Annotated in this window: 16 protein-coding genes; all 16 read left to right on the top strand. The window is 51.0% G+C overall.

Translation table 11 applies throughout. The annotated features are described in order from the left end of the window. The first annotated feature begins 61 nt into the window (after positions 1-61). The gene (gene mfd / locus AC3Y23_RS28175) at positions 62-3,586 is read left to right on the top strand and encodes a transcription-repair coupling factor (protein WP_379205409.1); all 3,525 of its coding nucleotides are present in this window, start codon (positions 62-64) and stop codon (positions 3,584-3,586) included. After that, the gene (locus AC3Y23_RS28170) at positions 3,573-4,601 is read left to right on the top strand and encodes a peptidylprolyl isomerase (protein ID WP_379205408.1); all 1,029 of its coding nucleotides are present in this window, start codon (positions 3,573-3,575) and stop codon (positions 4,599-4,601) included. Before mfd ends, AC3Y23_RS28170 begins: the two co-directional genes overlap by 14 nt. A gap of 282 nt (positions 4,602-4,883) precedes the next feature. After that, a complete protein-coding gene (gene spoVT, locus AC3Y23_RS28165; RefSeq protein WP_379205407.1) occupies positions 4,884-5,426 on the top strand; it encodes a stage V sporulation protein T in 543 nt (180 codons plus the stop codon). Positions 5,427-5,586: 160 nt separating this feature from the next. Next, positions 5,587-7,257, top strand: a complete 1,671-nt coding sequence (locus AC3Y23_RS28160) for a putative polysaccharide biosynthesis protein (RefSeq protein WP_379205406.1) — start codon at positions 5,587-5,589, stop codon at positions 7,255-7,257. A 124-nt stretch (positions 7,258-7,381) separates the two neighbouring features. Next, positions 7,382-8,878, top strand: a complete 1,497-nt coding sequence (gene yabN, locus AC3Y23_RS28155) for a bifunctional methyltransferase/pyrophosphohydrolase YabN (protein WP_379205405.1) — start codon at positions 7,382-7,384, stop codon at positions 8,876-8,878. Positions 8,879-9,225: 347 nt separating this feature from the next. Further along, entirely contained in the window at positions 9,226-9,498 is a 273-nt protein-coding gene (locus AC3Y23_RS28150) for an HU family DNA-binding protein (protein WP_066367909.1), read from the top strand. Continuing rightward, complete coding sequence (locus tag AC3Y23_RS28145) at positions 9,498-9,776, top strand: RNA-binding S4 domain-containing protein (RefSeq protein ID WP_066367906.1); 279 nt, start codon at positions 9,498-9,500, stop codon at positions 9,774-9,776. The genes AC3Y23_RS28150 and AC3Y23_RS28145 overlap by 1 nt, the downstream gene beginning before the upstream one ends. A gap of 189 nt (positions 9,777-9,965) precedes the next feature. Next, entirely contained in the window at positions 9,966-10,250 is a 285-nt protein-coding gene (yabP, locus tag AC3Y23_RS28140; RefSeq protein ID WP_379205404.1) for a sporulation protein YabP, read from the top strand. Next, the gene (gene yabQ, locus AC3Y23_RS28135) at positions 10,247-10,810 is read left to right on the top strand and encodes a spore cortex biosynthesis protein YabQ (protein ID WP_379205403.1); all 564 of its coding nucleotides are present in this window, start codon (positions 10,247-10,249) and stop codon (positions 10,808-10,810) included. Before yabP ends, yabQ begins: the two co-directional genes overlap by 4 nt. 21 nt (positions 10,811-10,831) lie before the next feature. Continuing rightward, entirely contained in the window at positions 10,832-11,164 is a 333-nt protein-coding gene (locus tag AC3Y23_RS28130; protein ID WP_379205402.1) for an FtsB family cell division protein, read from the top strand. Positions 11,165-11,288: 124 nt separating this feature from the next. Further along, complete coding sequence (locus tag AC3Y23_RS28125) at positions 11,289-11,789, top strand: S1 domain-containing RNA-binding protein (RefSeq protein WP_175370212.1); 501 nt, start codon at positions 11,289-11,291, stop codon at positions 11,787-11,789. Between the two features lie 394 nt (positions 11,790-12,183). Next, positions 12,184-14,691, top strand: a complete 2,508-nt coding sequence (spoIIE, locus tag AC3Y23_RS28120) for a stage II sporulation protein E (protein WP_379205401.1) — start codon at positions 12,184-12,186, stop codon at positions 14,689-14,691. Positions 14,692-15,159: 468 nt separating this feature from the next. After that, positions 15,160-15,906 (top strand): vWA domain-containing protein, encoded by a 747-nt coding sequence (locus AC3Y23_RS28115; protein ID WP_379205400.1) that lies wholly within the window; start codon positions 15,160-15,162, stop codon positions 15,904-15,906. Beyond that, positions 15,896-16,834 (top strand): serine/threonine protein kinase, encoded by a 939-nt coding sequence (locus tag AC3Y23_RS28110; protein WP_379205399.1) that lies wholly within the window; start codon positions 15,896-15,898, stop codon positions 16,832-16,834. Before AC3Y23_RS28115 ends, AC3Y23_RS28110 begins: the two co-directional genes overlap by 11 nt. Before the next feature lie 82 nt (positions 16,835-16,916). Beyond that, entirely contained in the window at positions 16,917-18,359 is a 1,443-nt protein-coding gene (gene tilS / locus AC3Y23_RS28105; protein ID WP_379205398.1) for a tRNA lysidine(34) synthetase TilS, read from the top strand. 46 nt (positions 18,360-18,405) lie between these two features. After that, positions 18,406-18,945, top strand: coding sequence for a hypoxanthine phosphoribosyltransferase (gene hpt, locus AC3Y23_RS28100; protein ID WP_379205397.1), 540 nt, complete (start codon positions 18,406-18,408; stop codon positions 18,943-18,945). Positions 18,946-18,979 lie beyond the last annotated feature (34 nt).

Below are 18,979 nucleotides of genomic sequence, written 5' to 3'. Positions count from 1 at the left end.
ATCATAACAGGTGAGGCGGCATCAGCCGCCTTCAGCCTGTTTAGTAAGAGAGGTGCGCCTGTTGTTACAAGGTCTTATAGAAGCTTTTTCCCAAGATCCCGATTTTCAATCTATCACCCGCGGTGTTGCAGCAGGTATGAAGGAACAGCTCATATCCGGCTTGTCCGGATCTGCAAGGCAGATCATGCTGGCAGCGCTGCATGAAGAGACAGCACGTCCGCTGCTGGTGGTGACACATAATATGTTCTCGGCGCAGAAAATGGCTGATGACTTGCAGGAAGCGCTTTCTCCAGATCGCGTACTGCTTTACCCTGCCAATGAACTGGTGGCCGCTGAAGCGGCGGTATCCAGTCCAGAGACGCTAGCTCAGCGGATTGATGTGCTGACACGGTGTGCTCAGGGCTTCCGGGGCATTGTAATCGCCCCTTATTCAGGTGTGCGCCGTCTGCTGCCATCCCCTCATGTTATGGCCGAAGCGCAGGTGACAATCACGCAGGAAGGTACACTTAACCTTGAGGAATTCCTGCTGTCCATGATCGAAATGGGCTATGAGCGGGTGGAACGGGTAGAGAACCGCGGCGAGCTAAGCGTGAGAGGAGGTATTGTGGACTTCTATCCAATGACCTCTGCTCTGGCTTACCGGGTGGAGCTGTTCGACGATGAAGTCGATTCTATCAGAACTTTTGATCCGGGAGATCAACGCTCGATTGACAAGGTGCGGAGTGTGAAGATTACCCCGGCCAAAGAGATCATCGCGGACAAGTCCCGTCAGGAAGCGGCAGCTACTGGAGCGGCTGCTCTACTGGAACGTCAGCTTGAGAAGATGACGGACCGCCAGGCGAAGCTGCGTTTGCGGGAGGAAATGGGCCGTGAGCTGGAAATGCTGCGTCAGGGTACTTATTTTCCGGAAATCTATAAATATATCAGTCTGCTGTATCCTGAACGTTCCCATCTGTATGATTACATGGTGGAGGATACACTGCTTGTATTCGACGAGCCGGCACGGCTTTTGGAAACGGCGAAGCAGTTGGAACGGGACGAATCGGAATGGAATCTTCATCTGATGCAGAACGGTAAGACACTGCCGGATCTACAGCTCTCCGTAGAGACTGATACGGTCATGTATCACCGTCCATTCCAAAGTCTGTTCATGTCGATCTTTCTCCGCCAAGTTCCGCATGTTCAGCCCCAGAACATCCTTGGGTTCATTAGCCGTGGGATGCAGGATTTCCACGGGCAGATGAATGTCCTGAAATCAGAGATGGAACGCTGGCACAAGTCCGGCGTTAAAGTCATCATGCTGGCGAACGGCGAGGAACGTATTGAGCGTGTGCGCAGAGTCCTGTATGACTACGGCATTGAGGAGCCAACCATTGTTCAGGGAAACCTGGGTTCTGGTTTTGAGCTCCCGTCTATTCACCTTGCGGTGATCACCGAAGGCGAGATGTTCTCCCAGAAGCAGCGCAAGGCGCGCAAAGCGTCGAAGGGCATGGACAATGCCGAACGAATCAAGAGCTATACGGAATTGAAAATCGGCGATTATGTCGTTCACCAAAATCACGGGATTGGTAAATACATGGGGATCGGTACGCTGGAAGTCAGCGGAATCCACCGTGATTATATGCATGTTATGTATGCCGGTGGCGACAAGTTGTCTGTGCCGATTGAACAGATTGATCTCATACAGAAATATGTTGGTTCCGAAGACAAGGAGCCAAAAGTATACAAGCTGGGCGGTAATGAGTGGACCCGTGTTACCAATAAAGTGCGTTCTTCGGTACAGGATATCGCCGACGATCTGATCAAGCTGTATGCCGAGCGTCAAAGCGCGATGGGATACGGATTTGAGAAGGATACCCAGGAGCAGCAGGAATTCGAAGAGGTATTCCCGTACGAGGAGACCCGTGACCAGCTGCGGGCTATCGAGGAAATTAAAAAGGACATGGAGCAGAATCGCCCGATGGACCGTTTGCTATGCGGCGATGTCGGATATGGCAAGACGGAGGTAGCTATTCGTGCCGCCTTTAAAGCAGCCATTGAAGGCAAGCAGGTGGCTGTACTGGTGCCGACGACGATTCTTGCCCAACAGCACTACGAGACTTTCCGTGAGCGGTTTGCTAATTACCCTTTGAATATTCAGGTGCTAAGCCGATTCCGCAGCCGCAAGGAGCAGAATGATACGATCAAGGGTGTCAAACAGGGAACTGTAGATGTCGTCATCGGGACACATCGACTGCTTTCACAGGATCTGGTCTTTAAAGATCTGGGTCTATTGATTGTGGATGAGGAGCAGCGTTTCGGCGTGACTCATAAAGAAAAGCTGAAGAAGTTAAAGACGAACGTGGATGTATTGACCCTGACGGCAACACCGATTCCCCGCACACTCCACATGTCGATGCTCGGGGTACGGGATTTGTCAGTCATTGAGACGCCACCGGAGAACCGCTTTCCCGTACAGACGTATGTCGTTGAACATAGCCATACTTTGACTCGTGAGGCAGTGGAGCGAGAGCTGGCACGCGGTGGCCAGGTTTACTATCTTTATAATCGTGTCCAAGGTATTCAGGAAATGGCTGCACAAATCTCCATGCTGGTACCGGAAGCTCGTGTTGGCATCGGCCACGGCCAGATGTCAGAGCAGGAATTGGAGAAGACCATTCTGGACTTCCTTGATGGAGAATACGATGTGCTCGTCAGCACAAGTATTATCGAGACCGGGGTAGATATTCCTAATGTTAATACGCTCATTGTACATGATGCTGATAAAATGGGCCTTTCCCAGCTCTATCAGCTAAGGGGACGGGTAGGCCGGTCCAACCGGATCGCTTACGCGTATTTTACGTATCAGCGGGACAAGGTTCTGACCGAAGTGGCCGAGAAGCGGCTACAGTCGATCAAGGAGTTCACAGAGCTTGGCTCCGGGTTCAAAATCGCTATGCGCGACCTCTCCATCCGTGGAGCGGGGAACTTGCTGGGGGCAGAGCAGCACGGTTTTATCGCCTCTGTGGGTTTTGATCTATATTCACAAATGCTGGCCGAGGAGATCCGTAAACGCAAGGTGACTGTACTTGGCGAGGAAGACACTTCGCTGAAGGAAGGCAATACAGTCATTGATTTGTCGATTGACGCCTATCTGCCGTCAGAGTATATTTACGACAGCATCCAAAAAATTGAAATTTACAAAAAGGTAGCAGCTATTTCCGCCTTTGACGATGCTTCCGAGCTTGAAGACGAGCTGCTCGACCGCTTCGGGGAGTTGCCGGAGGCTGTCGTTAACCTCCTGTCTGTAGCCCGGTTGAAGGTCTATGGCAAGATGTACGGCATCGATTCCATGGTTCGGCGAGGAGACGATGTGTCGCTCAATTTCTACGAGGATCGAATCGGGGCTTTCGATACGGCAAAGCTCGCTAAAGTTGGAAATCGTTTCGAAAGACGTGTACAATTTGAAAAGGATGCCAAAGCTGTCATCCGGGTCAAGTCGAAAGGACTCGGGGACAAAGAGCTGCTTGACTTGCTTGAGCAATTCCTGGAGGAAGTCAAACAGGCTTTCAAATCGAAGGGAGAACTTCACAATGTCGTTAAATAACAAAAAAACCTGGAAAGTGCTGCTCGTATCACTCGCAGCGGCTCTTTCCTTCTCTGTACTATCCGCTTGCAGCAGCAAAGGGGGCAATGCTGGCGACAACAGTACGGCAGTTGCTACTTATAAAGGTGGTACAATAACAGAAAAAGCATTTGATTTGGATCAGAAGATCATGAAATTCCTGTCGCCAGAGCAGGCACAGTATTTGCAAATTGATGCCTTCAAGGAGTCCATCCTTAAGCAAGAGGTAGCCTTTGATTATTTGGCTGGTAAAGCTACGGATGAGGCCAAGAAGGAAGCTAAGAAGGAAGCCGATGCTCAAATTGAGGCTATGAAGAAAGGCCTTGGCAAAACGTATAAAGATACTTTGAAACAGCAGGGAATCACGGAAGACGATATCCATGCATATATGTTGCGTGTACTGACTGTGTACAAGGATGAACTGCTCAAAGTCTCGGATGACGATGTGAAGAAGGAATTTGAAGCGACAAAGGGCGACTTTACGGTAGCCAGTTTGCGTCATGTCCTGATTGGCTTTACGGATGCCGACAAGAAGGAACGCAGCAAAGAGGATGCTTTGAAGCTCGCAAAGCAAGTAAAGGCAGAGCTTGATGGCGGAGCCGATTTTGCAGAGGTTGCGAAGAAATACTCCGACGATCCGGGTTCCAAGGAAACGGGTGGCGAGTACAAAGACAAAGAAGTGGGTAGTTATGTAGAATCATTTAAAAAAGCTGCACAGACCCTGCCGCTGAACACGATCAGTGAACCGGTTGAAAGCCAATTCGGATATCACATTATCAAGGTAGAGTCCCGTACAGAGAAGACCTTCGACCAATTGACTGACCAGCAGAAGGACAGCATTAAGGAATCACTGGCTTCCAAGAGCCTGGAGAACTTCATGGAGAAGGAACTCGACGGCATCATTGAGAAGATCAACCTGCCGAAGAGCTCTGCCCCTGCTGATGAAAAAGGCACAGAGCCAAGTGCATCTCCGGAGGCAACAAAGGCCGCTGAATAAGCCGGGACAAGCTCCCTTTAACATTCAATACACACTACAGAAAGCCTCGTTGATTCTGTTTCAAATACCGCCCCTGTGGGCGGTATTTTTTTGTTTTATTCAGGCTATTCACAGCAATCGGCACAGTTTGCCCGAGATTTTTTATACAGGCAATGATATGTATAAGGAACTGGGAAGAGATGAATACTATGGGCAGATATTACGATAAATCACTGGGATTATCCATTCCCATAATGGACAGTAGTTGAACAATACTTCTTAAGAAAGCGGGGCAACATGTGAATGAAAGCTACTGGAATTGTACGACGTATTGACGACCTCGGACGAGTGGTGATTCCAAAAGAAATTAGACGGACGCTTCGTATCCGGGAAGGAGACCCTCTTGAAATTTTCGTTGACCGCGATGGTGAAGTCATCCTCAAGAAATACTCTCCAATCGGCGAGCTTGGCGATTTTGCCAAGGAATATGCCGAGTCACTGTATGAAAGCACGGGTCATATTACAATAATCGCGGACCGAGATACCTTCATTGCGCTTGCTGGCGGTTCCAAGAAAGAGTATTTGGAGAAGCAAGTGGGTCCGCTACTGGAAAAGGTAATGGATGGCCGCAAAACCGTGCTGGAAACGAACGGTGGTAATTACGAGATCGGTAAAGACCACACAGAATTGCTGTCTTCTTATGTAGCATCCCCGATTATTTCCGGAGGCGATCCGATCGGCTGTGTAGTGATGCTCAACAAGGATGATTCGGTGAAAATGTCCCAGATGGAAGTCAAAATGACTGAAACGGCTGCTGCATTTTTGGGCAAGCAGATGGAACAGTAATATCTACGGTACTATGGCTCCTGCTCTCCTTTTGGTATGATGTACAAAGGAAAGCGGGAGTTTTGTCGTTCAGGGCATACATACGTTATAATTAAGCTTGTTTTTGACTGGATGGCAGTCACGTTTCTTTCCAAATTCAGCGTTAGAAGCAGGTAATCTCATGAAATCGACAACACAAGCATCCCGGTTGCTTCAGGGAGCCTTCATTCTTAGTGCAGCGGCGATTATCTCGAAGCTGATTGGCACTTTGCAAAAAATTCCGCTGCAAAATCTGGGCGGTGATGCCGTATTCGGCATCTACAATACGGTTTATCCGCTGTACACCATGCTTATAACCATCGCCATGCTGGGCTTGCCTTCAGCCATATCCAAATTCGTGGCAGAGGCATCCGCCGGAAGACGGGAAGGTGAAGGGCGCAGAATCCTTCTGTTGTCCACGCTGATTACGGGTCTCTTTGGCTTGGTGCTTGGCCTCCTGACTTATGTCGGTGCGCCGCTTATTGCTGTATGGGTGGGCAGTTCCCATGTCATTCCAGCGCTACGTAGCGCATCGTGGGGTCTTGTGTTCGTTCCGGTCATGGCTGCATTACGGGGTTATTTCCAGGGTCTCCACAATATGACCCCCACTGCGGTGTCACAAATTGTGGAGCAGTCGGTCCGCGTAGCGGTAATGATCGTGCTGCTGCTCTATCTGACTTCACACGGGGCGGGAGTGGAGAGTATTGCTGCCGGCGCTCTGCTTGGCTCCGCGGGAGGTGGAGCCGCTGGCTTACTGGTAATGCTGCTGTATTGGCGGAGGCACCGCCGCAGTACCGGGCTTCCCGCCGCGGCAGAAGTAGCGGCTACCGCAGAAGTAACAGGACCCCAGGGTGGGGCTAGGATTCGGCCCGGACAAGCCTCAGGGATCAAGGTCAGCAGTCTGCTGTCCTATGGGGTCCCTGTAATGCTGGGTGCGCTAGCCCTTCCACTGATCGGGCTGGTCGACGTATTCACCGTGCCTCGCCTACTCTCGGAGGGTCTTAGTGAAAGTGCGGCCATGGCGCAGTTTGGGATCTATAACCGCGGCCTGCCGCTTGTGCAGATTGTGACCATGCTTGCCACCTCGCTATCCGTTGTGTTCATTCCCGCACTGGCAGAAGCCAAGTACAACGGCGATCTGAAGCTGGTGGAGACCCGCTGCAGCCTGTCGCTACGCTGGTTCTGGCTCTTGGGTCTGGCTGCAGCGGTGGGGCTTGCAGTATTGGCTGAGCCGATTAACATCGCGCTCTACGGCGATACTGCCGGCAGCAGCACGATGATCTGGCTGGCCTTCACCGCTGCCGGCAGCACAGTCAGCATCATCTCGGCGGCGCTGCTGCAGGGGCTGGGGCATGTGCGCGCCCCAGCCATACATCTCTTGGCCGCCGCGGGGCTCAAGGCGGCCCTCAACCTGCTGCTTGTCCCGCAGCAGGGCATTACCGGCGCGGCCATCGCCAGTGTGGCCGCGCACCTGCTGGCAGCAGCGCTGAACGTGCTGCTGCTGCACCGCCAGGGCTATCTGCGGCTTCGCCTCGCAGATGCCCTGGTGAAGCCCGCGCTGCTGCTCGCGGGCTTGGCTGCCGCCGCTGCGGCTGTCAGCTATGGAGCTGACGCGCTGTTCGCGGCGGCAGGGCTGGCGGGCGGGCGTACCGCCAGCTTGGCCCAAAGCCTGCTCGGCGTGACGGCCGGCTGCGTCGTCTTCGCCGTGGGTGCGATCGTCCTGCGGCTGCTCAGCGAGAGCGAACTGCGCCAGCTTCCGGGCATCGGCCCATCGCTGGCGAAGGGATTTAGAAAGCTACGGCTGTTCCGCTAGCGTATCATAAATGAACCATTCACTGTCTTCTGGCCTCGCGCAGCGAGCCGGAAGAACATTCAAGGATAGAGTGCCCTCTGCCCGTTCTTACGGCTAGAGAGGGCCAACAAGGAGATGAACAGGCATGAGTGCATCATTAACGATTGTCGGACTGGGTTCCGGCAATCCCGACCGGCTGACGCTGGGTATTATCAAGAAGCTGAAGGCAGCTTCCACCGTGTACGTACGCACCAAGGAACACCCGGTGATGTCCGCGCTTGCGGAGCTGGAGATTGAGTGGCAGTCCTTCGACGGATTATACGAGTCACTGTCCTCGTTTCCCGAGGTCTATGAGGCTATCGCTTCCCGTCTGATTCAAGAGGCTTCTGCTGGGGAGCACGGCACAGAAATTGTCTATGCCGTGCCGGGACATCCCATGGTTGCGGAATCGGCGGTTTCTTTACTCCGGCAGCGCTGCCCCGAGTCGGGGATAGAGCTGCAGATTCTGGGTGGCGAGAGCTTCTTAGACGAGGCCTTTGTCCGGCTCGGTTTTGACCCTATCGAAGGGTTCCAGCTGTTGGATGCTTCCGGTATTCGCCGCTCACACCTTCAGCCTGAGCTGCACACCCTGATTGGTCAGGTGTATGATACCTTCACCGCTTCGGAGACCAAGCTGAGCCTGATGGAGCTATATCCGCCTGAATACGAGGTTGTGGTTGGGCATGCGCTGGGTGTGGAGAACGAGGAGCAAATTCTGAAGGTGCCACTCTACGAGTTGGACCGTCTGGACGGGTACGGCAACCTGTCGCTGATTTATGTTCCGGCGAACCGTTCGGAAGACGTGCGTAATCGCACCTTTGCCCGTTTACATGAAATTGTCGATATTCTCCGTAGCCCGGAGGGCTGCCCTTGGGACCAAGAGCAGACTCATGAGTCTCTGCGTAAGAACCTGATCGAAGAAACCTATGAAGTACTGGAAACCATTGATGAAGATGACCCGGACCATATGAAGGAGGAACTGGGCGACCTGCTGCTGCAGATTATGCTGCACGCTCAGATGGAAGAAGAAGTGGGGACGTTCAACGTGTTTGACGTCATTGAGGGACTGAATAACAAGCTGGTGTTCCGTCATCCCCATGTGTTCGGCGACCGTCAGGCTGGCAATGCAGATGAGGCGCTTCAGAACTGGGAAGGTATGAAAGCAGAGGAGAAGCGGCGCAAGGGTGTGAAGCCGGAGGAGCAGTCTGTCCTTGATGGCGTTCCTCGCGATTTGCCAGCCTTGATGAAGGCCTATAAGCTGCAGAAGAAAGCCTCCAAGGTAGGCTTTGACTGGGACAATGCACAAGACTGCCTGGTGAAGGTCCGCGAGGAGGCCGACGAGCTGCAGGAGGCCATTGCTAGTGGAGCCCCTGCGGAGGATCAGATCCTGGAGCTTGGCGATCTGCTCTTTGCGGCCACCAATGTGGCCCGGTTTATCGGTGCCGATCCGGAAGACGCGCTGACTCGCACCAACCGTAAATTTGTCCAGCGGTTCCAATATATCGAACAAAGCCTGCGCAGCAAGGGAAAAAGCGTGCAGGACAGCAGTCTGGATGAGATGGAGGCCCTCTGGCAGGAGGCTAAGGTCCAGGAGCGCAAGTAACGGCGGTCCTGCAGGAAAGGCCTGCAGTAGCTGCTTCACGCTCGGGGATCGATCAAAAGCTCCCTAGCCGTATATATACGCGAAGAAGCGGCTATGCTGTGAATATAGCGGCTATGAATCTTTGATTTGAAGCAGGGATTGCAGTTTATAATGTAATAGTGCTATACTCTGCTAACCCTCTTCTTGCCGGGAAGGAAGAAGCCCGCTTTTCAAAAAAACGGCGAGTCGTGGCAGGATTTTCGGGTGGCATCCAGAATATCATAAAGACGAAATGGCGATTTGCGGCAGATAATGGCAGTAAATCTCGTTTCATTTATTTTTTCGTATCCTAGGAGGAACCTTAAACTATGAACAAGACAGATCTGGTTAACAACATTTCCGAGAAAAACGGATTGGCAAAGAAAGACGTAGAAGCAGTACTGAATGGATTCCTGGGTGAAATCACCGAAGCTCTGGCTAAAGGCGATAAAGTCCAATTGATCGGTTTCGGCACTTTCGAAACCCGCAAACGTTCCGGTCGTACAGGCCGTAACCCGCAAACGGGCACAACCATTGAAATCCCTGAATCGACTGTACCGGCCTTCAAGGCAGGTAACAAGCTTAAAGAAGCTGTCAACTAATGCGTCTCGACAAATTTCTGAAAGTCTCCCGTTTGATTAAGCGCCGTACGGTGGCCAAGGATGTGTCCGAACAAGGTCGGGTGCTGATTAACGGACGGGAATCCAAACCCAGCAGCACAGTAAAGCTCGGCGATGAGATTACAGTGCAGTTCGGTCAGAAGCTGGTAACGGTCAAGGTAGAAAAACTGGTGGAGACGACCCGCAAGGACGAAGCCGCCGGGATGTATACCCTGCTCCGGGAAGAGCCGGTTGCCAAGAGCAACGGGCTGGAGTGGTAAGTGCCGGTAACTTAGCTTATACGGATGCCTGATGAAAGAAAGCGTAACTTTACATTATTGTAGAGTTGCGCTTTTTTTGCGTAGATAAGGTGACTTCAGAGATACTCAGCATGTTTTTTTAAAACAAGCTCCTGTTCTATCTTGAACTTCCCCACCATAGATTAGAGGTAAGAAGGAGGGGTACATGCTATGGTTGAAACAGGAAAAGTCAATAAGCAGCATGATCTGCATATGCACGACCGCAAGCATCTGGAATTGACAGGTGTGCAGAATGTGGAAAGTTTCGACAGCGAGGAGTTTCTGCTGCGTACAGAACTCGGCCATCTCACCATCCGCGGGAGCCATTTACATATCAAAAATCTCAGCCTGGAAAACGGACTCCTGTCGCTGGAAGGCAACGTTCATTCATTGATTTATCTTGATCCCGGTTCGCAGGGCAAAAACAAGGGAATTATCGGCAAGCTCTTTAAATGAACCCCGGGGTCCAATGGGTAACCCTGCTCTACATGATGCTGGCCGGGGCGGCAATGGGACTCGCCTATGACGGCTACCGGGTGCTGTCGTTCAAGTTAAGGTTTCCCAACTGGCTATGCGCCGCTCTGGATTTGCTGTACTGGCTGTGGGCCGCCCTGCTTGTGTTTCGTCTTCTGTATGCAGGTAATCAGGGGCAATTGCGGTTCTATGCGTTCCTTGGTCTATTTCTGGGTGTATGGATCTATTTTTTGATCTTCAGTGTTACGGTGCGGCGTTTTGTGGTAATGTTAATTCAGTTGGTTCATTCTGTGTTCAAATTCCTTTGGAAGCTTGTAACCATCCTGATCGGGATGCCGCTTCTGTGGCTCTGGCGCCTTCTCAAAGGGATACTGACGCTGCTCGGACGTATTGCGCTGTTTATTCTCAAGCTGCTCTTGCGTCTAACGAAGCCGCTTTGGATACTGCCTGTTAGATGGCTTTCTCCCTATTGGGCACGGCTTGTTCATAGCACATGGATGACAACAATTACTACTTGGCTGACCACCCGATGGAAACGCTGACCTTGAAGAGGGGGACGCAGCATGAACAGATTTTCTGCAGAAGAGAAGAATGCGAATAAAGCTTCGGCTGCCGGTGCGAAGCGGAGGAAATTGATCTGGCTGGTCGTTGTAGCGGTTTTTTTCGGCTGGGCGGGTTATATTTTCATTTCTCAACACGCGCTAATCGCGGACAAGAGTGCCGATCTGGCTAAGAAGCAGGAGACCAAGGATAGTATTACCAAAACTCTGAATCAACTGAAATATGATGTATCCAGGCTGAATGATGATGAGTATATCGGCCAATTGGCGCGTAAATGGTATAATATTTACCCTCAGGGGGAGACTCCGATCCGAACAGAGCAATCAGAGAAATAAAGCAGGTCAAAAGGGCTTTTCGCTCTGTTGCCTTGCTCTTCTCTTTACTGTATAATCAAATCACCGCAGACAGGATGACCTTAATATTCGTCTGTATATTTTTAAGGGAGGATCATTTTATTCTATGGCAATTGAAGTGGGCACCAAGTTAGAAGGCAAGGTGACAGGCATCACGCATTTCGGAGCATTTGTGGATCTGTCAGGAGGTGTCACAGGTCTCGTTCACATCTCGGAAATCGCCGATAATTACGTCAAGGATGTTAACGATCATCTGAAGATTAGTGATGTAGTAACAGTCAAGGTGATCAACGTCGACAAGGACGGCAAGATCGGACTTTCCATCAAGCAGGCCGTTGATAAGCCGGCATCGGAAGTACGTCCCCCAAGAGCACCAAGACCTGAACGTCCAAGCGGTGGAGACCGTTTTGGCGGCGGTGGAGGCAACGGTGGTGGAGGCGGTGGATTTAATCGTGAACGGGGAGGGCGTCCATTCAAGCCTGCAGCCGGTAAACCTTCATTCGAGGATAAAATGTCACGCTTCCTGAAAGACAGCGAAGAGCGCATGTCTTCGATTAAGAAGAACACAGAAGGAAAACGTGGAGGCCGTGGAGCCAAGCGCGTATAATCCCAAACTTGAACATCATAAATAACCGCAGGGGCTTTTGGCCCTTTGCGGTTTTTTTGTTTTTTGTGTAGTGTGCGGGCAAGGATTCACGACCCTTAACTTTTTTTGTCGGGGACCGCCAAATCGGCGACAGCATCCTTGCCAATCTCACATTACATTAGGGCAATCGCTGGCGAATGCCTGCCGCCTTTCACTGGTAACAGTCGGACGTTGCGACTAATCAAGCTGAGTAAGTCGCTGTCCCATAAGGAATAAAGGGCTTTTTCCGAGGTTTGTCGGGACAGGCTTTTTTGTCGGAAATTTCTTATCACTTACCTTCCGTTTCTGACAAACTTTCTCAGAACCGCCACTATATAATGAAAACCATAAATTTGGAAACGGGTGGTGTAGAGTAATGAGTAAAAGCAATGTGGTTAATTTGCCGGAGTGGACAAGAACAGGAAACAAGGACAAAGCACAAAAAGAGGACTTGGGATCGCGCCTGAAGACATGGGCTCAGAATCAGCGTACCCTTAAGCTTCTATCTGCGAAGAAATGGATGCTGCTCCTCAGTGTCATGGGATTCCTGCTTGGACGAGCTACCATCCTGAATGAGCTGTCCCCGTTCGCTGCTGCTTATTTTGCCGTCATTATGTTTATACGCAGAGATTCTATGCTTCCCGTGGCCGCAGCGATTATCGCAGGCAGCCTCTTTACGCCTTTCCCTGGGGGTCTGGTAATCACCGCAGAACTGATTATTTTTATGCTGGTCTACAAGGGAATGGAAAGCTTCCAGCGCATTGATCTCTCTTATGCACCGCTTATGGTTTTCGTATCATCTTTTATGGTGGGTCTGTTTCAAATCGTAATTGGCCCTTCATTCACCTGGTATCCAATGATGATGATGACCCTCGACGCAGGGCTCGGATTTGTCCTGACACTGGTATTCGTGCAGGCGCTTCCACTATTGACCTTTCGGCAGAAGAGCCGATCACTGCGCAATGAGGAAATTCTCTGCTTAATTATATTGCTTGCCTCCGTAATGACCGGGCTCGTCGGCTGGTCTATAGGGGGGCTGTCTTTAGAGCATATTCTTTCTCGATATCTAATTCTATTGTTTGCAATGGCTGGCGGTGCCCCGCTAGGGGCCGCTGTCGGGGTAGTTACAGGGCTAATTCTCAGCCTGGCCGATATTGGGGCGATTTATCAGATGAGCCTGCTGGCTTTTTCCGGGATGCTGGCGGGCATGATGCAGGGTGGCCGGAAAGGTGCGGTTTCTATCGGAATGCTACTAGGCTCAAGTATTCTATCCGTTTATTTCACGGGTCCGGGTGATATGATGGCTTCAACATGGGAGACTTGTGTAGCGGTGGTGTTATTTCTTCTGACTCCGCGCAGCATGATTTCGGCAATCGCCAAATATGTGCCGGGAACAGCCGATCATAGTCGATCTCAGCATGAGTATGCCCGCAGGGTTCGGGATATTACGGCAGAAAGGGTGACACAGTTTTCGCAGGTATTCCGCCAGCTGTCCAGCAGCTTCGGGCAAATATCACATGCCGGAGAGTTGGGAACAGCCGAACGTGAGATGGAAGATTTCATGAGTACGGTGACAGACAACGTCTGCGCCGGGTGCGTACGCCGCGGTCATTGCTGGGATGCGAAATTCTATCAGACCTATCGTTATATGACCGATATGATGAGCACTGTAGAGGAATGCCCGGATGTCACAGCCACTCAGCTTCCTCCTGAATGGAGCCGGATTTGCGGTAAGACCGGTGAAGTTCTGGAGTTCATGAAGGGTCAATACGGCCTTTACCAGCATGATATGCGGTGGAAAAGACAAATATACGACAGCCGGCAATTTGTTGCCGAGCAACTGTCTGGCGTCTCCCAGGTGATGGAGGACCTGGCCAAAGAAATTAAGCGGGAGGGACAGGCAATGTATCGCCAGGAAAGCCAGATCCGTGAAGCCTTGGAGAAGCTGGGCTTGTCCATCCATAGCATTGATATATTAAGCCTTGATCCTGGTCGTGTGGAAATCGAGGTGCTTCATGCCTATACACGCGGGTTCGATGAATGCCGCAAAATGATTGCTCCGTTGCTCTCGGATATTCTTAATGAGAACATAGCTGTCATGAGCGAGACGGCAGTACATCCCCGTGAAGGGCTTTCGATGGTTACGTTCGGATCAGCAAAAGCATATGAGGTAAATACCGGGGTGGCCAATGCTGCCAAAGGGGGAGATTTACTGTCAGGTGACAGCTTCAGCACAGTAGAACTGGGTAACGGAACCTTTGCTGTATCCATCAGTGATGGAATGGGCAACGGTGAGCGTGCGCGAATGGAGAGTAGCGCGGCACTGGGAATGCTGGAGAAGCTGCTGCAATCCGGTATGGACGAGAAACTGGCAGTCAAATCCGTTAATTCGGTGCTGATGCTTCGTTCCCCTGACGAGTTCTATGCCACCGTAGATATGGCGCTAATTGATCAATATTCCGCACAGACCACTTTTATGAAAATCGCCTCTGCGCCGAGCTTTATCCGGCGGGGCAGCGAGGTGATTCCAGTGACAGCCAGCAATCTACCTATTGGTATTATTCAAGATATGGAGGTGGATCTGGTCACCTTGCAGCTTCATCCGGGTGATATTCTCATTATGATGACCGACGGTATTTATGATGCACCAGGATATGCCGTTAATAAAGAGATATGGATGAAACGGATGATACAGGAGCTTGAGGGCGATGATCCGCAGGACATGGCTGACATCCTTCTGGAGAAGGTCATCCGTTACCAAGGGAATGAAATCCATGATGATATGACCATTGTCGTCAGTCGGATTGACCATTATCATCCGGAATGGTCCAGCCTGCAGCTGCCTGGAATCGGGCGTATGGAGCGCCCGCGTACGGTGAGCTAGAGTACAACTGCTCTGTTCTATTGTTATCTAGACTTCTATAGCATCAGCCTTCTAATGTTGCACAAGCTTAGGCAGTGTTTTGCTTCCGCACTTGTTGCACTTCAAGCACTTGCCCTTGCTTTTGCCTGCCGAGTCGAATGAAATGATGACTCGCCACCACTTGTTCCCCCCACCCAAACACCGCAATTTGTGGTAGGGTTAGGCTTTTGAAAAAGTGAAAGGTATGGAACGGAGAGAAATTTTGGAGCTGTAGAAGCGAAGCGTTCGCCTTTGTCACCGGATTTTCACTTATAAATCACTATTGAATAAATCCGGGGACAACAGCGATCGAAAGCCCAACATTTCTCGCAGTTCCCCTTTATTCACATTCTTTCTAAAAGCCTTTCACCTCACAAAATGCGAGTTTGAAATCTCTCATTTCTGGACATGCTAGAAACAGAGGTTTCAAACAAAGGGGAGTGAATGGTTATGAAGCAGATTCTGCTCATTACAGACGGATGTTCGAACGTGGGGGAAAGTCCGGTGATGGCAGCGGCGCATGCCCTGCAGGAGGGAATCACCGTTAACGTGGTCGGTGTGATTGATCATGGAACCATTGGCGAGCTGGGTAGCCGGGAGATTGCCGATATTGCGAAGGCCGGAGGGGGGCTGAGTCGTATAGTCGGAACACCGCAATTGGCTCAAACGATACAGATGATGACGCGCAAAACCGTAGTTCAGACCATTCAGCGGGCGGTTAATAAAGAGGTGAAAAAAATACTGGGTGATGGCTCGCTGGAAGAGTTGCCGCCGCTACAGCGTTCTCAAGTTGTCAATGTCGTAGACGAGTTGACGGAGACTTCCCCGCTGCGCATTGCTCTGCTCATTGATGCTAGCGCGAGCATGAAGCCCAAGCTTGCTGCAGTAGAGGATGCTATCCGAGATCTGGCGCTTAGTTTGGAAGCACGAGAAGGCAAAAGCGAGATTGCTGTTTTTCATTTTCCCGGACGCTCCAGCAGTGAGGATGCAGAGCTTGATATGGACTGGACCAGCAACGTGTCTGGTGTCCGCTCTTTGTTCTCCAAGCTGCGGATGAAAGGCGCTACTCCTACAGGGCCAGCGATTTTCAAGGTGCTTGAGCATTACCGTTATGATACACTGGATGGACATCAAGGACGCCGGATGCTTGAAGATCCAGATGAAAGAGAAGGGATGATTGGTGGGTATGTCGTCTAATCCGCCTTATCCTCTCGGCACCGTTATCACCGGGAAATGGCGGGGAAACCGTTATGTGATACAGCGATTGCTGGGCAGGGGCGCGAATGGAACCGTTTATCTTGTGCAGCGACAAGGGAGACGGGAATACTATGCACTGAAGATGGGATACGATGCGCTTGATTTGCAATCCGAGATCAACGTGCTCACTTCCTTGCAGTCCCGCCGGAAGCGCAATGAATTCCGCGCCCAGCGGGAATCACCTTTGTCTTCCTATCTGCTAGAAGCAGATGATTACATGGAAGACGATAATAAGCCGTTCTATGTAATGAGATATGTGCAGGGCAGACCGCTGCATCATTTTCTCTCCAGGAACGGACCGGATTGGCTTGGGCTTGTGGGCCTGAAGCTGCTTGATAAGTTGCGCAGGCTTCATGAATGCGGATTTGTCTTTGGTGATCTAAAGCCGGAGAATGTTATGGTTTCTGACGTTGGAGAAGCCGAGCTGATAGACTTTGGCGGCGCAAGTCCAATGGGGCGCAGTGTGAAGCAATTCACCGAATGGCATGACCGCGGCTTCTGGAATGCCGGCAGCCGGACCGGGGATGAGGCGTATGATCTGTTTGCCTTTGCCGTTCTCTGTCTTCGCTTGCTCAATGAACAAGGTCTGAAGAGTGCGGCTCAGCAGCTTCCGCAGACGAGAAGTGTGGATGAGCTGTTGAAGCTGGCTCGCAGCCTGCCAGACAAGAAGTTGTCTTCCTGGATTTGTCATGCGCTAAAAGGTGGATTCAGCGGCTCAGCCGAGGCTATGGAGATTTGGAAGAATCATATATACGGCTCGCGTAAGGCTAGACCGGAGAATATGGCCACTCCCCGTTGGTTGAAGAATGCGTTTGGCTTGTCTTTATTCATGCTGGCCTTTACAATTTATTGGCTACTGCGATTTTAAAATTATACATACTGCCGGCTATGGATCAAGGATTGCCGGTATATGAACCTGTGCAAACGGCCGGGCGGGAAGGGAGCCGCATATGGAGCAAATGAACGGACTGGTGGATGCTGTACTGGAGTCTGCAGCTGAGCATGAGCTGTGGTCGCCTCATGACACCATAGTAGTCGCAGTATCCGGTGGCTCGGATTCTGTGGCTCTTTTGCATGTGCTGCATGAAATCGCGGCAAATCGGACACCTTTAAAATTAATATGTGCCCACGTAAACCATGGATTCAGGGTGGAGTCGGAAGAAGAGGCAGAGCTTGTTCGCCAGTTGGCGGTAGGGCTGGGCATTCCTTTCGAAATGGCGGAGTTTGATATTCCCTCTCTGACAAAGGACAGTGGCCTAGGCCCAGAAGGCACAGCCCGGGAGAAGCGTTATCAGTTTCTTATTGATACTGCTCACCGGTATGGAGCTCAAGCTGTCGCACTGGCCCACCATGCTGATGATCAGGCTGAGACTGTACTGATGCGGCTGTTGCGTGGAAGCGGGCTCTCGGGGCTGGCCGGCATGAGATGGAAGCGGACGGAAAAAAAGGTGCAACTCATTCGACCATTCCTCCGTATTAACAAAACGGCCCTTGTGGGCCTGTGCCAGGAGAATGGATATCCCTATGCGGAAGATGCCAGCAATCTGCTGACGCAATATACGAGGAATGCCGTGAGGCTGGAGGTGCTGCCTTTCCTGGAAAGTTACAGTGGACACTTGGGACAGTCTTTGCTTCAACTGGCAGATATTGCCGGATCTGAGGACGATTATATGGAAGAAGCTGCTGCCAGATGCTTTGATGAACTGGTTTCCGTAAATAACGGAAATTATACATTTGAAAGGGTATCCTTTGCGGCTGTACCCTTGGCTTTACAACGGCGTTTGATTAAACTAATATTAAATTATCTGTCGGCGGATTCTTCCATTACGGATTTCTCAAAAATTGAATCTGTGCGGCGGCGGACATTACAGGAATATCCTACGACTTGGAGTCTCGATCTGGGTGGGGGACTTACCTGTGTCCGGCAATATGACTTGATGTTGTTCTCGTCCAAGCCCTTGAAGCGGCAGGCAAGCTATACATATCGGATTTCTTTGCCCCAGACCCGGCTTTTGCTCGGTGAGATTGGGAAAGTGATGACGATGACGGTGCTGGAGAGAGAAAGCTTTTTTTTACGTGGGGAGCAGTCTGAAGTGATGTCGGCATGGTTTGACCTTGATGAATTGGTCTTCCCGCTGACCGTCCGATCCAGATTACCTGGAGATATCATTAAGATTATGGGATTAAACGGAAGCAAAAAGGTAAAAGATATTTACATTGATGATAAAATACCTTCTTCCGAGCGATCTGTAATTCCCCTCGTGTGCGATGGTTTGGGCAATATCGTCTGGATTCCGGGCGTAAGACGCTCGATGCATGCCGCAGTAGGGCGGCATACGGCCGCGGTCCTTCTCCTGTCGCTGGAAGACAGTGACGGGATCGAAGAAACGTAATGGTCGAAGTAAGTCTTTCATAGTATAACTTAGGAGGTCTCGCAAGTTGCAAAACGATATTAAAGAGGTTTTAATCAGCGAAGAGGAAATTCAACAGAGAATCAAGGAGCTTGGCACTGTGCTAAGCAAGGAATATGCAGGACGCAATCCTTTAGTAATCTGTGTTCTAAAAGGTGCGTTTATATTTATGGCAGATTTGGTTAAAGTCATTACAGTACCTCTGGAAATGGACTTTATGGCGGTATCAAGCTATGGAGCATCTACAAAGTCTTCCGGCGTTGTCAAAATCATCAAGGATCTTGATGTGTCGGTAGAGGGCCGTGATGTGCTGATCGTTGAGGATATCATCGATAGCGGTCTTACGCTCAGCTATCTGATCGAGCTGCTGCGTAATCGCAATGCCAAATCAGTCGCAGTAGTTACCCTGTTCGACAAACCTGCGGGACGTACAGTCAACCTTGAAGCAGAGTACACGGGGTTTGTATTGCCCGATGAATTTATTGTGGGCTACGGATTGGATTATGCCGAGCGGTATCGGAACCTCCCTTACGTCGGCGTACTGAAGCCTGAGATTTATTCGAATTAAACTATTGGCAGCCATACAGCTGGCGATCAGATTC

Source organism: Paenibacillus sp. MAHUQ-45, from assembly GCF_058133325.1.
This window is presented reverse-complemented; position numbering and strand designations above follow the sequence as displayed.

Bases quoted from the DNA above. Each gene is read 5' to 3' on its own strand.
- AC3Y23_RS28110 (WP_379205399.1), top strand. From the start codon at position 15,896: ATGTCGTCTAATCCGCCTTATCCTCTCGGCACCGTTATCACCGGGAAA.
- tilS (WP_379205398.1), top strand. From the start codon at position 16,917: ATGGAGCAAATGAACGGACTGGTGGATGCTGTACTGGAGTCTGCAGCT.
- AC3Y23_RS28160 (WP_379205406.1), top strand. From the start codon at position 5,587: ATGAAATCGACAACACAAGCATCCCGGTTGCTTCAGGGAGCCTTCATT.
- spoIIE (WP_379205401.1), top strand. From the start codon at position 12,184: ATGAGTAAAAGCAATGTGGTTAATTTGCCGGAGTGGACAAGAACAGGA.
- yabN (WP_379205405.1), top strand. From the start codon at position 7,382: ATGAGTGCATCATTAACGATTGTCGGACTGGGTTCCGGCAATCCCGAC.
- AC3Y23_RS28130 (WP_379205402.1), top strand. From the start codon at position 10,832: ATGAACAGATTTTCTGCAGAAGAGAAGAATGCGAATAAAGCTTCGGCT.
- AC3Y23_RS28115 (WP_379205400.1), top strand. From the start codon at position 15,160: ATGAAGCAGATTCTGCTCATTACAGACGGATGTTCGAACGTGGGGGAA.
- spoVT (WP_379205407.1), top strand. From the start codon at position 4,884: ATGAAAGCTACTGGAATTGTACGACGTATTGACGACCTCGGACGAGTG.
- AC3Y23_RS28145 (WP_066367906.1), top strand. From the start codon at position 9,498: ATGCGTCTCGACAAATTTCTGAAAGTCTCCCGTTTGATTAAGCGCCGT.
- yabQ (WP_379205403.1), top strand. From the start codon at position 10,247: ATGAACCCCGGGGTCCAATGGGTAACCCTGCTCTACATGATGCTGGCC.
- AC3Y23_RS28125 (WP_175370212.1), top strand. From the start codon at position 11,289: ATGGCAATTGAAGTGGGCACCAAGTTAGAAGGCAAGGTGACAGGCATC.
- yabP (WP_379205404.1), top strand. From the start codon at position 9,966: ATGGTTGAAACAGGAAAAGTCAATAAGCAGCATGATCTGCATATGCAC.
- AC3Y23_RS28150 (WP_066367909.1), top strand. From the start codon at position 9,226: ATGAACAAGACAGATCTGGTTAACAACATTTCCGAGAAAAACGGATTG.
- AC3Y23_RS28170 (WP_379205408.1), top strand. From the start codon at position 3,573: ATGTCGTTAAATAACAAAAAAACCTGGAAAGTGCTGCTCGTATCACTC.